The following is a 14,825-nucleotide window of genomic DNA, read 5'->3' on the forward strand; positions in this document are numbered from 1 at the left end:
AGGTTTTTTCAGGTGAGTACTGTTAATTAGTGTACCTTTTACAGGAGTTATATGATGAAGAAAATCATCGTTCTATTATTGCTTTTCTGGATAGCTACGCGTGTCTATGCCTTTGGTGAGTCTGGGCAATGGTCTAGTGGTTGGGGGCAAGGGGTATCAGAATATACGGTCGTCACGCAAAGCGGCGATTCGCTGTATATCGCCTGCAGTGAAGACCAATCGGTCAGCATGACCCTGAGCCTCAAAGGGAAAAAATACGGTACATACAGCCAGCAGGGCTTTGATTTGATTATCAATGGCACCGAGGTTCAAACGCCGTATGATACAGATTCACGAGTAGGCAGTAATAACTTTACCTACGCTTGGGATACCTTGAGAAAGGCAACCCGACTGCAGGCCAATACTACGGATGGCCAAACGGTTGACCTGCCCACGAAAGGGGTAGCCACTGCATTACCAGCCTGGGGATCCTCCGAGTTTGATTGCAAGACAGGGCTGGATTTCTGACTCTCTCGGCCCGTAGGCTATTGCCATCGGGCCTGATGTTACTGGTGTTATTAATACCACTTACCATCAGGAAGGCTTGAACCTTCCTGTGTTGTTAATTACTTACTCTTTAACACAAGAGGATGTATTAATACTAACGTATTAATACACTTCATAAACCCCCTTCCTTTTATGGTTTCCCCCTTTCGGTTTGTTATCCATAGTATTACGACATTTGTGTAAAAAATAAATCAACTTCAACTCAACTCCCTTTCATCGGGGAGTTGAGCTTTATGCTGCTTATAAGGAACAACTCAGTGAAAAGAGATACGACAGAGCAACGTATTATTGCCATGGCAATACGGCTTCTAGAAAAGAAGTTGAAAACCAGGCCATTCAGTTTTACCTCTGCTGAAAGCACCAAAAACTATTTACGACTGCAACTGGAAAGATTGGAGCATGAGGCGTTCATGGTGCTGTTCCTGGACAACCAGCACCGGCTGATCGCCTGTGAGACGGTATCTATCGGCACGATAAACCAGACTCCGGTGTACCCACGGGAAATCGTGAAAACGGCGCTTAGCCATAATGCAGCGGCTGTCGTCGTGGCACATAACCATCCCTCTGGCGTGGCAGAGCCCAGCGTGGCTGACCGTCATATCACTAAGCATCTGCAGGACGCACTGTCGCTGGTAGAAGTGAGAACTCTCGATCATATCGTTCTAGGCCATGGCGAGTCGGTGTCATTTGCCGAGCGGGGCTGGTTGTGATCTTTAACCCAAGGAGTTAGCTATGCAAGCAACTGAAATATCTTCTACACCTGCCGCTGGCGTATTCCATTTTATCCAGCACCGTACTGTTTCATTGCAAGAATGGCAGGCATTGTGCCAAGCCATAACCAAAGCTTACCTGAAGCTGTGTGAGCATCCCGAAACACTGGGCCTGACCACTGCCCCGGCTATCTGTGAATACACTGGTTGCCGCCCGTTGCGTCATGACGACAGTGTGATTGGGTTAAGAATGCTCGGTTTCAATGGTGAACGCGTTACCCACCAGGCGGGAGATCCGTTTTTGCTATACCGGGGTCAAACACTCCATGCGCCAATTCGCTGTGATACACGGGGTTATCCTTACCAGTATTTGGTGATGATAACGCTGTTACTGGCGAATACTTACTGTCCGAAAACCTGGACGATGGAATCCGATGTACCACTAAAACAGTGGCGCTCAGTCGCCCACTGGCTGACTCACCACTGCCTGTTGCCTGTCTCCCCGCTTTGAGGTTCATCGAAATGAAGACCACCAACGAAGTAACTCATACCGCATTGAACGTCAGCCCTGCCTTGATTGAATACCAGCAACTGCTCGCCTGGTTACTGGACCACTGTTACGGACTCACGCTCAACGATACGCCATATCACGATCAATTGGCTATCGCCCGACAGATTGAATACGGGATGACCGTACGTGAAACCGTCAACGAGCTGGTCCAAAAATTCGACTTGGTACGCGTTGACCGCCCCGGCTTCAGCATGTTGGCTCAGGATCCTACTCTGAGTGGAAGCGACATGTTGCGAGCTCGAAGCGCACTGGGGTTACGAACTCCTGTTAATTCCCGCCTCGTTTAGCCATCTACGTGCATTACGTAAATTCACTGACACGCCTGCCTTGCAACCGGGGTGAGCATTTTAAGGAAAATATAATGGTGAAAATCTCCGATCCCAAGACCTCGAGCAGTATTCCTGACCCGATACCATACTGGGGCCTGCAGTATGACATCACGCCGCGCTTAGGAGCCCGCCTAATACAACAAGGTGCTCGTTTACATTTTCTAGGAGACCGCGCTGGCTGTATCGGCATCTTTGACCCTGAAGTCCCACAGGCTCTTGAACTGGCGTTTCCGGTGTTAGTTGAACGGCTGGAGAGATTATTACGGTTAGGTGAACTCGACCCACGGCGACAACATTGTGTCGCTGTTCAGCATGCTGGTTTTATCTATGAAGCCGATACGCTGGGCAGTTTTGGTTATGTGTATATCGCAGTCTATCAAGCAGCGCGGCCACCCGTTGCAGAGTGATAACCAGCCCTGACAGGGATGGAACATCCTATATCTACTTTCCCTAGCCCGCGAAGGTGCGGGCATTTTTGTTTTTGAGGATCCCGATTATGTCTCATTCGTTAAATACGGCTAGTGAAGCCCCTGATGTTCTTACCGGCCACACCGAGCTCATCTGTTCGACTGACATCGAACGTCTGGTAACAGGTCGTAAGGTTGCATTGAAAAAGATTGAAGTGCTGATGGTTCAACTGCAGGAGATCGGCAATCTGATATTCAGCATCGGTGGCGCTAAATTGGAGGATTGGGCAATGCAACTTGGCCACCGTTACGGATACCACCTTACTCTGGAGCAAGATAAAGGTCTGGCTGCCATCACTCGGCAGATCGATCGCAGACTATGGCAAGACCTGATGAACCGTTCGGGAATGCTGTCGGGTAAGGGCAGGCCATTACTGGCCCATCCTCCCCTAAGAACGGAGCGTGCGACTTTCACCGCACTCCGCTCAGCCTTTCAAAGCCCGCTATTGCGAACCGGTTTCACTACTTTAAAACCAGTGGCATGAATTTGACTGTGGTATATCGGATGCACCATAACAAGATTGGCATTTTCATCCGTTCCCCCGTCAACACGCCGGATGATGTGATGAATATGCCACTTTGTTTCAAGAGTAATCAATTGATGGCATAATGGACAACATCGCCCTTGGGCCAGCCATAAATTGGTCAGTTTCTTCCTGCCTTTTAACGATTGCTGCATTCTGAAACTTGCACGCTTTTCAAAATACACCTCCCATTGCGGAGCAAACGGGTTGGCTTCCACCTTGATTTTTCGGTGTCGCCTGATGTGGGTATCTTCTGCTTTTCGCAATGCTTTCAGGCTCGATCGCCCATCAGCACGTTTTTCACCTGTTTGTACTGCGAATAAATGAACATATCTGTGCAAATCCGGCATTATGCATCAGTAGCACAATAATTCCCTACCCTATTCCTGTATAATACTGAGATATTATCGAATAGAAGGAAACCAGTATGAGTCATGTAGTCTCTGGGATATTGGGTAAGCGTAGTGAGTTGGTAGGTATTATTGAATTAAAGTAGAAAGAGATCAAGTTATTTGAAGGGCAGGTATCAGCGTTGGATGTAACGTTAAAGATTATCGTCAATGATATTGACTTACGGAAGTTAGGAGGTAAACGGGTATATAAAAACAATAAATTATTTTCACATGGGGAGTTAAGTAAACTGGTATTAGATGCTGTACGAATTAAGACTATGGATTACACTGAATTATTACAAGAGATAGTAACAATAAAATCCATATCTGATAATGAAGTAAAGGTATTAAACAAGGTACTGAAAGTTGCGTTAGCTTCTTTAGTGAAGGGGGAGAAGGCAGATGGGAAGTACAATATTGCTGGAGCATAAATAGCAATACCCTACGGGGGTAGGGTATTGACTATTTAAAAAATTTACAACACGTAGTAATAATGGTTACTTAAACAATATATATAAGAAATTCTTTTTCTTATGATTAAATAAAGATGTTTCAGATCTTCAATTAACTTAGAAAGAAGTTTTCTTTGTTTATCATTATTACTATCCTTCATAATACGGTTAACGGCAAGCCAGATAAAACGAACTGATTGGAATGCTTCGACAAGTATATGAAGATTTTTTTCCTTACATTTTGCAATTTTATTTGCAATTTTGCCAACTTCAAAATCGGCCTGTATAATATGTTTCATTTTTTTCTCCTATAAACGAAACGAAAAGAGCGTTACTCAGTAAAAAGAGGAAGAGGCTCTGGATACTTCCATGTATCCATCCTCACTCTAGCAACTCGCATTGTAATGTGTCAATTATAATATTATAACACATTGTTTTAATTGGTAATTTAATTTAAAAAATACTTAAGGTTTTTTATTATTTTGTTTTTCAATATTACTAACACTATAAACCAATACTCTTTAGAAGTAAATTAGGTACCCGCACCAATGTTTGTCAGTTTTAGTATTAAGGTATTTAGAAAGAATATCTTTAACAACAATACCGTTAGGAGTAGTTCTCATATCTTCACGGTAAGCAATTTCGTTAGCGTATTCGTTAAAGTATTTGTTGAAAATTTTATGTACTTGTCCGATTTGAATTCTTCTAAATCTTGAGAAGTAACTTTCGGCGTAGTTGTTAGTAGTACTATCATCTGAACGGTATTCTTTGGAATGGTTTACACGTTTTACATTATAGTGTCCGTGTAAGATGTTATAGGCACTATTTTCATCAGCATAGATGGTAGCTGAAGGATCTACGTTTTCTTTTACTAATTTGAGTACTTCAGCTGCTGATTTAATAACAAAAGTACGAGTTTGTTGTGTCTTTTGTCTAATTACGAGGATACAGCATTTATCTTTTGGTTGGTTTATTAGTAAGCGTCTATCAATACGATCTTCTTTATTGTTTTTAGGACGTAAAGGAGTATGCATGTATGCACCATCAATATGTACTTCACCTTGCAGTAGTGAAGTATTTTTTTAGAACTGAGAGCTTCTCTAAGCTTGTGAGCGAGTACAAAAGCGGTTCGGTACTGTACACCTAAATCTCTGGATAGTTGTAGTGCTGAGATACCTTTAACGGCGTTCACGAAGAGTACTGACCAGCTCCCGGTTGATTATCACACGCCAATGTTAGTCCTACATCCCGGCGGTTATGACAAATGCGAACTTCCGCTTCTCGCTCAAAGCAGATATCTTATCTCCTCGGCTTGTCCTCTTTTTGTTTGGGGCGAAAATCCGAACTATTGGGGCGCATTTAAGTGGTAATGTAAACGTAAGCTTGGCTCATGGGTTAGATTTATTAAGAGTGCCAGGTCTCAAGGTGCGCCAATCCCATCTCCCCTATGCGTGTTGATGGCGATAAGGTGAATTAACTGCTCAACAATGGCGGCCTCATCGGGAACCAGATCGACACTCGCCACCTGTAATCGTTCTTCGCCCGCTAAAATCCTATAGCCTGCGTTCAGTATCTTGGCTCCCAGACCTGCATGATGCGGATAGAGGAGCATGACTTGCGGGCAGTGATAAAGTCGAGCATAGGCCATCATCTGGTAGACATCGGCCTGCGATACGCCACTCCTGGTATCTTCGGGATGAAGCCCAATACGCTTCCATTTAGTGTCTATGATCATCACAGTCTGGCGGTCCCGCTCGATAAGCAGATCCGGCCGGGTCTGGAAGCGCGGTTTGCCCTCTTTTCCGTCCTCACTCAGACAATACAATCCGCCAGCCTGGGCACGGACCGTCCATTTCGTACCGCGTACAGCACGCTTCGCTAGTGCCGCAATATAGGCCTCGAACAGGTCGTTCATTGGGAAAAGCAGTGTGATCCCATGCTGTGCCAGGCTCTCGTGGTGTGTTGCCTGCCAATTGCGTTTCAGGAGGAGGCGCGCCAGATTGTAGAGTGTTTCCCAGCGGTTATTGGTTCTGTCGATCCGCACCTGTGACCACGGAAGGTGACTTAAGGGGACGTCGCTAACCTCTACCAGCAGGCTGCGCAGCTCGTTCAGCCGACGGAGCGTATCCGCCGCTCGGGCATAGTGGCGAAGCAGGACTACGCACGCCTTCATAATACGGAGCAGGGCGGTATCGGCTGACAGCACGTCGTAACGACAGGCGAGGCGGTCAGGGCGTACGGCAAGCGTAGTGAATTGCCGCTTGATATTGAGCCTTCCGCGCAATGCGGGTAAATCGTTTTCCTGCGCCAGATAGGCGCGCGGCAACCCCCGCAGTACTTCGGCTAAGAGTCGCTCGGCGAACAGGCGGATAAGTATGTCAAGCAAGCTTTCAGCTTGTCGCGCCATTGTTGCGGCTTGTCCATTGCCGAGTTTAAGCTCGAAGGCGACATCGAGCATGCGTATCAGGCGGTGGCGGGTTGTGGCGTTTTCGTCGTCGATCTTGGGCAGGATCTCAAGGCTACACCCCGGAGCGGCAATGACCCCAACCATTTGCCCGGCAATTATTTTGTTATGGTGATCGATTAAGATATTGGTACCGTGACGATTTGCCAGCGGATGCGTACGCGCCGCCGCAAGTAACGCGTTAGCCTGAGTGCGGGTAAAAGCATGAGGGGCGTTTGTACTGCTTTCCGTGCCCACGCAGACACCACCCCATTCGTGAACCGTGAGGTGCGTCATTTTTCCGCTTCACCGGCCCTCTTGAGAGCGGTAGCGTTAAGCGCTCTGGTTTTATCTACCAGTTGGCCAAAGGCGTCATCTTTGAACGGTGCACATACCGACCAGCTTGATAACGGCTCCCCCTCAATTCCTGGCGGCGGTAAGATCTGATATTCCTGCATGAACCCATCGCCCAGCACTGTCGCGATTCGGCTCCAGTCCTCGAAGAAATACTCCTGTAACAGTGGAATGACCTTATTGCGCACAGCATCTTCAACCTGTTCCCTGGTTTCACAATTGATAAAGAAGGCGTGTCCAATGCGATATTCCCGGCCGATAAGATATTCGATTCGCTGGTTGATGGTGGTCAGGACAGCGGTGAGATCGATACCGTCTACTTCACTTAGCAGACTTGCATCGGGAGCCATTTCCCGGAAGTTGAATCGTCGCCGTAATGCCGTATCGAGCAAGGCGATAGAGCGATCGGCAGTATTCATTGTGCCGATGATATGAAGGTTGGCGGGAATGCCAAAGTCTTTCTTTTTCGAATACGGCAGCGTCACGGTGAGCGCATCAGGCATGCCGAGGCGTTTGTCCGGTTCGATTAACGTAATCAGCTCGCCGAACACTTTCGAGATATTCGCCCGGTTGATCTCATCAATAATGAGGACGAACTGCTCTGGCTGCCCTTCAACATCGGGATCGTTAGCCTGATTTTCTGTATTCGAGAGCAGCCTGCCCAATGCCGGGAGATTCACACGACTGGTGGGGAGCGAATAGAGCGTCCGCATCGTGAAGTTACCATCAACAATAGTATCGAGCGGGAGTGGTTCATCGAGAGTCAGTAGCCAGCGTACAGGGCGGCGGTGGGCATAGTAGCCTTCGGCTTCAGATACGAAATAGTAATCGCCTGTGATTTCAGCGATAGCACGAAACGCGGTGTTTCCGTAAGGGACAATCACGATATCGGCAGGTTTCATTTCGCAACGGAAGGGATAGGTTTGCGTCCAGTTACTTGGCGTCTGGTTCCCCGGATTTTGCTTGATCCATTCATCATGAATCGCGCTTAACGATGAAAATTTATCTGCGCTCCAGTCGATGTTCCCACCCCAACCCAGAGCGATATAGCCGTTGGCCCGCGCCTCTTCATAGACATCGTCTTCTGTGCCAATAGCCCCTTGCCCCATTTTCCAGAAGCGTCTTTGAGATAGCTGGAGTGCCGAGGCGTCCGTCTGCACACGGGTCTGAGTTCTGGCCTGATCGGCAAGGGCGCAAATTTCCCTGAAGAGCCCCGGTGTGGGCGCGAGTCTGAATCCTGCCGACGAAGACTCATCTTCACCGATTTCCGGACGAAGGCCCTCAACGAAGGTTTCGTAGTCATAGCTCTGGTGGAAGGTGACGAAAGAGATCCTCTTTTCTGCCATCAGTTCGTTATAACGCGCCATCAGGGCTGCGCGCGCATCCTTTGACTCCGGATAAGCGGCTTCTCCATCGCAGAGCGCTACGGCTTCCCTTGCCGTGTGATAGGTTTTACCGGTACCGGGAGGGCCGTAAAAAATAAGGTTAGTCGGCGTTGGTTTAGTTTGGACCACCAGATTGCCTCCTTCCGTAAGTATGAATGTGTATTTCCGGGTTGTGCTCTTTTTAGGCCCTTCCGTCACTGGAGGGGGAACGTCAGCCAGCTCCTGAAATTTTTGTCCATCAAGGGCCTGACAGATGTTCGGCCATGCCATGTTGAGACCCATTTCATTATTCAGAGGGCCAACTACCACGGTCACACTCGCATCACCGCGTTCGCGGGCCGGGGTGATGTAATTTTCCAGGACATAATCCCGGATATCGTCGGCCTGAGAGTCATCGCCGCCAAGGAAGCGTCCATATTGTCCGAGCCAGCTGTTCCAGTTGGACAATCGGTTAAACGGCTGTTCTGAGTCGGGCATCAGCAGTCGATAGTCGTCGCCGTTGTCTTTAGCATCGCGGCGAATCTGTTTGATCCGTTGACGCAATTGCGTAAATCCATCCGCCTTGTAGGCTGCATCCAAATTTGCATGAGGGGAACCCAGCGCGGCGAGATTTTTTTCGATAGTTTTGACCGCATAAATACGAGAGTTGAGGCTCGCTTGTGTTTTGGCTCCTCTGATCTCCAGCCATTCCCGAAATTCAACTTCGAGCATTCCCGATGTCCTCTCATTTAACGTTAACTCACTGATAGCTATCATCGTGGATGATGGGAGGACCAGCAAGGATATTGTGTAATGCGAGTGATATTGTTATGCAGTGTTTACGTGTAAACATCAAACTTGGCAGCCGGGCGGAGTATTAGGCGTTCTGATGGCCGATACATGTGGGTCATCTGGGCATTGAAGTCGATGATGCATTAGAAATCTCTGGGTCGATTGAAGTCTAAGATTGTCACGGCTGCAACAGCAGCCTTGTGCCAGAAGCGGACGTTATGGTTGCAAAATCTTGCTCTAATGATGCCGTAAGTACGTAGAGGCGATGATCTACTCATAGAAAGACTGAATTTTTTAGACTTACAAAATCATTTATTTCAGCCTAATTTATGTAATGGCATAATCAGGCTGGCGAAAGTGAGGGAGAGAATGGATAAAACCTATAAAAATCAAGTGGTAAATAGTGAAATCGCACGTTTATTGCTTAAACACAGAAAGGCTCGCAACTTGGGTGAAACAGAACTTGCTCAAAGATTAGGTGTCAGTCAGGCCATGATTAGCAAGGTTGAACGAGGCACCTCCAGTCCCAGCGCAACTATCCTTAGTCGTTTGGCTAACGCCATGAATATTAAGCTATCAAAGCAATTCTCAGAGCTTGCGCTACATCAGAACTCATTTGTGCTCTTTGCTCATCAGCAGTTGCATTGGATAGATGAACAGCCAGGCATTACCCGTTGGTCTCTGTCCCCAGCGGGCTCATGCCCAGAACTTATAAAAGTTAAAATTCCTGCTATTGGGCAACTTACGATACCCACCTCCGCTAAAACATTTAAGGATATTTTGTGAAAAAAAAACTTAGCGTTGTTGACCGAATTCTGAGAAGTTCAAACGATAAAGATAAAATTATAGAGAAAGCATTTAATGATTTGTCTGCTTCAAATATCAAAACCTTTGCTTCGACAACTCAAGGAAAATTTCCTTTTATAGGAAAACTCGCTCTTATAAACCGCTCCTTAAGCGATTGCAAAACTTATTTACCAGCATATTTAAAAGAAGTTGAAAGTGATAAGCTTATCGGTTATGCAGAAGGTCTCCTATTATCTAACCTAAGTGAAATAAAAACATTTCTTAAATTTGAAGAAAGGTTTCTTAACCACCTCCTCTTTAAAAATAAAGTTGATGCTTTAAATGTGATAAATGAAATAGAGTTAGAGTTTGGGGAGAGCTATTGGAGTACAAGTCAGAAGTATAATATCCAAACGTTGAATAATGAAGAATGTGTCATTCCATTAGATAAATATAATACAATTGATAATGTGTTTCTTAAAATGCATGTTAACAATATTGTCGATATCGACTGTGGCTATGTGATAGAGTATAAAGATATTGATGCAGAATATAAAAAGGATAGTATTTTTAGTTTGTTTAACTATCGAGTCTATGGTTTTGATAGTAGCTCTACAACATTTGACCTTTTTGATGTTATACGATACGAGATTTCATCAACACTAATTGATCTTTATAAAGCATTCGAATTATTTTGCTATCTTTCAATTTTAAAATATGACTTGGCTTTTGAACCTTATGCCAATAGCTCACTCGAATTTACAAAAAAAATAGAGCATTATCTTCTAATTAATGCTTCAAATGTAAAATGTGATTCAAGTAATATGAATTTATATGATAAATACACTGATGGTAAATATGATTTTGTAATAAATGAGATGAAAAAGGATAAAGAATTCGATATATCAAAGTTTAATATTCTATCAAAGTCTTTATCTTACTCAGATAATAGGTTAGAAGAGAAGGATTTATTTGATAAGCTAGCAAATCTGATGGCTAACGTTTATGAGAAAGATGTTAACTTCAGTCAATCAGTATCAGTTCTTAGTAATATTAATTTGGCATTCAGAGGGATTCTTCCACTATTGATTGTAAAGCATAAATTGAAAGTAGAAACTAAAGGTTTTTACAGCGAAAAAGAGGGCTATGTAAACCAAGCTGAAGTTATTTTCTCTAAGGAACCGACTCCTCTAAAGATAAAATATCTCAATAATATTTCTGTTGACGAAAATTTAATTGAAGACTATGGTTCCACTAATAGCCTTTTCAACATGATTGCTGGTAATCAGTTCTGCCCAATTTCTGAAAGGCATATAAAATATAGAGTTATAGACTTGATAAATAATGGTGATTTCTCAGGTGCGTCTTCTTTGCTTGATGAGGTTAAAACGATTCAGGATAAAGAACTTTCTCAATTGTATATAAAAGTTAAAGCTAAGGATAATCAATTAAATTTGGCTTGCGATCAATTTTTAATTAATTTTGAGAAGTATCCATCTGCCATAAATTACTTCATAACAAAAGAATTCTACAAAAAACTTGAAAAATCAGCTAAGAACTCCACGAGTATTAACATACCTATTTGTCTTTACCTATGTAAGGATAGTTTTGTAGATAAAAAGATGAATCAAAGCGCAACAGGGGTTTCGATTGGCAAAACAATAAGGGCCCTCAATCTTAATCATCCATCAGAAATTATTTTTGAGGAGAGTGACTGGAAAAGTGTGTATTTTTTATCGGATGTATGTTCGAAGGAAATGCTCACAAAATCATTATTATACCGTAGCCAAACAGATGCATATGATGAAAGAATTAAAATATGTAACGTACTTGTTAGTAACAAGTTGGGGAATTTAGATAAACTTATAAACGAATCAAAGGCACTTTCTAAACGCAAAGTTTTAGAGGTTGCTGAAAAACAAGTTAATAGCTCAAAAATTTATGCTGACAAGGATTATATTTTAAATAACTCATGGGATAGCCTTAGTTCGTGGTATAACGATTTCCTTAATCAACATACTGAAATGACCTCTTTTTTAGATAATCAAATTGAAGATGCTTTAACTAAAGTCGATTTGTCTGATAAAAAGAATACAACTGTATCTTCTCTTGGTTTGAAAATCGTACCTTCTCATATATTACAATATGCTTCATTAGGCAAAGACTATAGAAGTAAAGCTGTTTTCCAAATGTTAAAAAATTACATTGAGGAATACTGTTTTGGTGTCAAAGGCTTGAATACTTACCTAAGCACAAGGATCAGACACGGCACGTTATATTCAACGGTTACAAGTAATTTAGTTAGCAATGGATTTCTTCCCACAGACGATAGTGATAATGACCATGTATTCTACAATTTAGTTAAAGGTCTAGAGGATGAAGTAATAAATAAAATAATATCTAAAAGACTTCACTTCAAGAAAGAGCTTAATTTGATTTTTAATGAAATAGTAAATGTATGGATTCAAATCACCAATGATCACAATGAAAAACAAGGGAAAAGATTTGATTTTAGCATAACGTTGGATGATTTAAAGGAGGTAACGCGCAAAATTGAAGATGCTCAATCATTTTTAGAGTGCTGTTCAGTCCTAGACGATTATGTTGAGGATAAACTTCTCAAATCATGCGAGGAGATATCTAACTTGTTAGAAAGTAATACAAAAAAAAGATTGGAGCTTTTGTTTGATAATTTCGAGAATGATGTTTTTTTACTTGAAACAGAGATGGGAGTGAAAATACCTTATGAGTTTTCAAGATTAATAACCAATTCAAAACAACATACTTTTAACCAATTGGATGTCATAATTGGTTGGTTTGCTTTGAAGCAGGATTTTCATGAAGAAAGTTATGATCTTGAAGTGGTTGTGGGTATAATTGAAAATATGGTGCAAATTGAAAATTTATCTTTAGATGATCAAGCAAATATTAAAATAAGCTATCATGTACTCTCATCAGTTGTTGATGTATTTTTTAATCTTGTTAATAATGCTATAAAATATTCAAAACTTCATCTTAGTGAAGTTGATATAAAAATTGATTGTTATGTAAACAAAGAAAATGGCTCTTTAGTCTTGGAAGTTATAAACACTTGCCAAGTAGAAGAGGGTTTTTTATCTCATAATGAAGATTTAAAACGGTACAGTAAAAACCTTACCGCTGAACAATTAAAAGAACTTATCCAAAAGGAAGGGAATACTGGAATAGCTAAAATTAAAAGCGCGATTAGATATGAATTGGAAACTAGAGAATTTGTTAATTTAAATTACTTATCTCAAGATAAATTTTCAGCATCTGTATCTTTTAAAAATGCAAAAGGGATAACCTATAATGAAAATTCTTTTAATTGAAGATGATTCCTACAAGGCTAATGCAATTTGCAATTTCCTTTCTGAGGGATTACACATAGCAAATGTGGTATGGAAAGAGTCACTATCGAGTGGTACCTTTGAGCTATTAGATAATACTGGATATAATCTCATTTTGTTAGATATGAGCATGCCCAGTTATGATGTTTCTGATAAAGATCCTGCCGGAGGTATACCAGAAAGCTATGCTGGTGAAGATTTTTTAGCTCAAATGACGATACTTGATATTGATGTGCCCGTTATTGTGGTAACGCAATTTGATAAGTTTGATGAAGGGGATGATTCTTTTTCATTAGAATCACTCGATAAAAGGCTTCTAGAAAAACATTCAGATATATATTTTGGAGCGATCTACTTCCGCTCTACCTCGAATGAATGGAAGACTAATCTTAAAATTAAAATTGAAGAGGTTTTGAAATGAGAGCTTTATTAGTGGAAGATAATTATGAAAAGTTGAATCTTATTCATAAGATAACTAGAGATTATGATAACTTTTCATTAAAAAAGGTTATTTCTGTTCAGAGCGCTATTGAAGAATTGAATAAAAATACCTATGATTTAATTATTATTGATATTCAAATTCCAGATGTTGATGGTGGAGATATCAATACATCTGGAGGAGTTGAATTATTACACCAAATTGAAAATTTCAGTGATATTATTGTCCCTAGGTATATATTTGGATTGACTTCTAATTCTTCCGATGCTTCTGAGCATCAATCTGCATTTGCTAAACATGGGTGGTATTTATTTGACCTAAACCGCGATACAAGCGCTTGGCAAACCATACTGATTAATAAAATCGAGTCAGCTAATGATAATAATAATTATTATCACCCAGATGTCGCCATTATCACAGCCTTGGAAGATCCAGAGCTTGACGAACTACTTAAGTTGGTACAAGAACCAATAAAATTTGTTCTTGAAGGTCACTCCTATTATAGGTTTTCGATTAAAAATAAATCTAATAAAAAAATAAGCATAGTTTGTGCTTCTGCTGAACGAATGGGCCTCTCATGGTCGGCCTCATTAACTACACGTATAATAAACAAGTTTAGCCCTAAATATATCCTCATGACTGGTATTTGTGCTGGAGTTGATGGGAGGACAGATTTGGGCGATATTATTGTAGGTGATCCAGTTTGGGATTGGGGGGCTGGAAAGCTGTCTGAAAAATCAGGTGAGAAAATATTTCTTCCTGATCCTCACCAGTTACCACTTAACAGAAAATTGAAGGAAGGGTTTAAATTGATATCAAAAGATGTTCAGTTTATGAAATCTTTACCTTTAAACTGGTCAGGTAATGATATCACAAAAATTCCTTCTCTGAAAATTGCGCCAATGGCCTGCGGCTCGTCGGTAATATCTACTCAACTTGCTGTTGATGAAATAAATGAAGATCATAGAAAGCTTACTGCTATCGAAATGGAATCGTATGGTGTGATGGCGGCATCACATGCTTATGATATTCCATGCGTAGTGATAAAATCAGTTTGTGATTTTGGTAATACTAAAAAATCTGATGATGTTCAAAAGTATTCTTCATACACCAGTGCATCTGTAGCAATTGATTTTATAAAAAATTATTTGAGTATTTGATTTATCGAATAAAATAAATATCCTCCGGCATAGCCGGAGGTTTTTCATATGCGCCTATAAGGCTCTCTTGCCAGGCGCATCGCGATCTGACATTTGCATCTATGGATTACTTACGGCCCGTAAACGGG

15 protein-coding genes and 1 pseudogene are annotated in these 14,825 nt (G+C 42.1%); 11 read left to right on the plus strand and 5 right to left on the minus strand.

Annotated elements, in window-relative coordinates:
- The first annotated feature begins 51 nt into the window (after positions 1–51).
- The 6 genes from WN53_RS08430 (at position 52) to WN53_RS27860 (ending at position 3,108) form a co-directional block, all read left to right on the plus strand.
- Complete coding sequence (locus tag WN53_RS08430; protein ID WP_200865456.1) at positions 52–507, plus strand: hypothetical protein; 456 nt, start codon at positions 52–54, stop codon at positions 505–507.
- 272 nt (positions 508–779) lie between these two features.
- Positions 780–1,256, plus strand: coding sequence for a JAB domain-containing protein (locus tag WN53_RS08435; protein ID WP_046808043.1), 477 nt, complete (start codon positions 780–782; stop codon positions 1,254–1,256).
- Between the two features lie 22 nt (positions 1,257–1,278).
- Complete coding sequence (locus WN53_RS08440; protein ID WP_024483226.1) at positions 1,279–1,767, plus strand: hypothetical protein; 489 nt, start codon at positions 1,279–1,281, stop codon at positions 1,765–1,767.
- 11 nt (positions 1,768–1,778) lie between these two features.
- Positions 1,779–2,114, plus strand: a complete 336-nt coding sequence (locus WN53_RS08445; RefSeq protein ID WP_024483225.1) for a TA system toxin CbtA family protein — start codon at positions 1,779–1,781, stop codon at positions 2,112–2,114.
- A 74-nt stretch (positions 2,115–2,188) separates the two neighbouring features.
- On the plus strand, positions 2,189–2,563 hold the full coding sequence (locus WN53_RS08450) for a type IV toxin-antitoxin system YeeU family antitoxin (protein ID WP_080660650.1): 375 nt from the start codon (positions 2,189–2,191) through the stop codon (positions 2,561–2,563).
- Positions 2,564–2,652: 89 nt separating this feature from the next.
- Complete coding sequence (locus WN53_RS27860; RefSeq protein ID WP_051346226.1) at positions 2,653–3,108, plus strand: hypothetical protein; 456 nt, start codon at positions 2,653–2,655, stop codon at positions 3,106–3,108.
- Here the strand turns inward: WN53_RS27860 and WN53_RS27150 are convergent.
- Entirely contained in the window at positions 3,057–3,497 is a 441-nt protein-coding gene (locus WN53_RS27150; protein WP_071784933.1) for an HNH endonuclease signature motif containing protein, read from the minus strand. The two genes, WN53_RS27860 and WN53_RS27150, sit on opposite strands and share 52 nt — an antisense overlap.
- A gap of 182 nt (positions 3,498–3,679) precedes the next feature.
- Between WN53_RS27150 and WN53_RS08460 the strand changes: the two genes are divergently transcribed.
- Positions 3,680–3,970: a hypothetical protein gene (locus WN53_RS08460; protein ID WP_024483223.1), complete on the plus strand. Its 291-nt coding sequence runs from the start codon at positions 3,680–3,682 to the stop codon at positions 3,968–3,970.
- 44 nt (positions 3,971–4,014) lie between these two features.
- On the opposite strand, the gene WN53_RS08465 is transcribed toward WN53_RS08460, so the two are convergent.
- From WN53_RS08465 to WN53_RS08480, 4 genes are all read right to left on the minus strand, one after another.
- Positions 4,015–4,290 carry a hypothetical protein gene (locus WN53_RS08465; RefSeq protein WP_024483222.1) on the minus strand — a complete coding sequence of 92 codons (276 nt, stop codon included), beginning with the start codon at positions 4,288–4,290 and terminating at the stop codon, positions 4,015–4,017.
- 222 nt (positions 4,291–4,512) lie between these two features.
- Positions 4,513–5,025, minus strand: coding sequence for a transposase (locus tag WN53_RS08470; protein ID WP_235166930.1), 513 nt, complete (start codon positions 5,023–5,025; stop codon positions 4,513–4,515).
- 386 nt (positions 5,026–5,411) lie between these two features.
- Positions 5,412–6,731, minus strand: coding sequence for an McrC family protein (locus tag WN53_RS08475; RefSeq protein ID WP_024483221.1), 1,320 nt, complete (start codon positions 6,729–6,731; stop codon positions 5,412–5,414).
- A complete protein-coding gene (locus WN53_RS08480; RefSeq protein WP_024483220.1) occupies positions 6,728–8,884 on the minus strand; it encodes an AAA family ATPase in 2,157 nt (718 codons plus the stop codon). The genes WN53_RS08475 and WN53_RS08480 overlap by 4 nt, the downstream gene beginning before the upstream one ends.
- Positions 8,885–9,313: 429 nt before the next feature.
- Between WN53_RS08480 and WN53_RS08485 the strand changes: the two are divergent.
- From WN53_RS08485 to WN53_RS08500, 4 genes and pseudogenes are all read left to right on the plus strand, one after another.
- Positions 9,314–9,706: pseudogene (locus WN53_RS08485) on the plus strand (helix-turn-helix domain-containing protein); the annotation flags it as partial.
- 20 nt (positions 9,707–9,726) lie between these two features.
- Positions 9,727–13,080, plus strand: a complete 3,354-nt coding sequence (locus WN53_RS08490; protein WP_046808044.1) for an ATP-binding protein — start codon at positions 9,727–9,729, stop codon at positions 13,078–13,080.
- Complete coding sequence (locus WN53_RS08495; RefSeq protein WP_024483216.1) at positions 13,061–13,519, plus strand: response regulator; 459 nt, start codon at positions 13,061–13,063, stop codon at positions 13,517–13,519. Before WN53_RS08490 ends, WN53_RS08495 begins: the two co-directional genes overlap by 20 nt.
- The gene (locus WN53_RS08500) at positions 13,516–14,697 is read left to right on the plus strand and encodes a phosphorylase family protein (protein WP_046808045.1); all 1,182 of its coding nucleotides are present in this window, start codon (positions 13,516–13,518) and stop codon (positions 14,695–14,697) included. Before WN53_RS08495 ends, WN53_RS08500 begins: the two co-directional genes overlap by 4 nt.
- Positions 14,698–14,825 lie beyond the last annotated feature (128 nt).

The sequence above is a fragment of the Serratia fonticola genome, assembly GCF_001006005.1.
GTDB classification, from domain to species: Bacteria; Pseudomonadota; Gammaproteobacteria; order Enterobacterales; family Enterobacteriaceae; genus Chania; species Chania fonticola.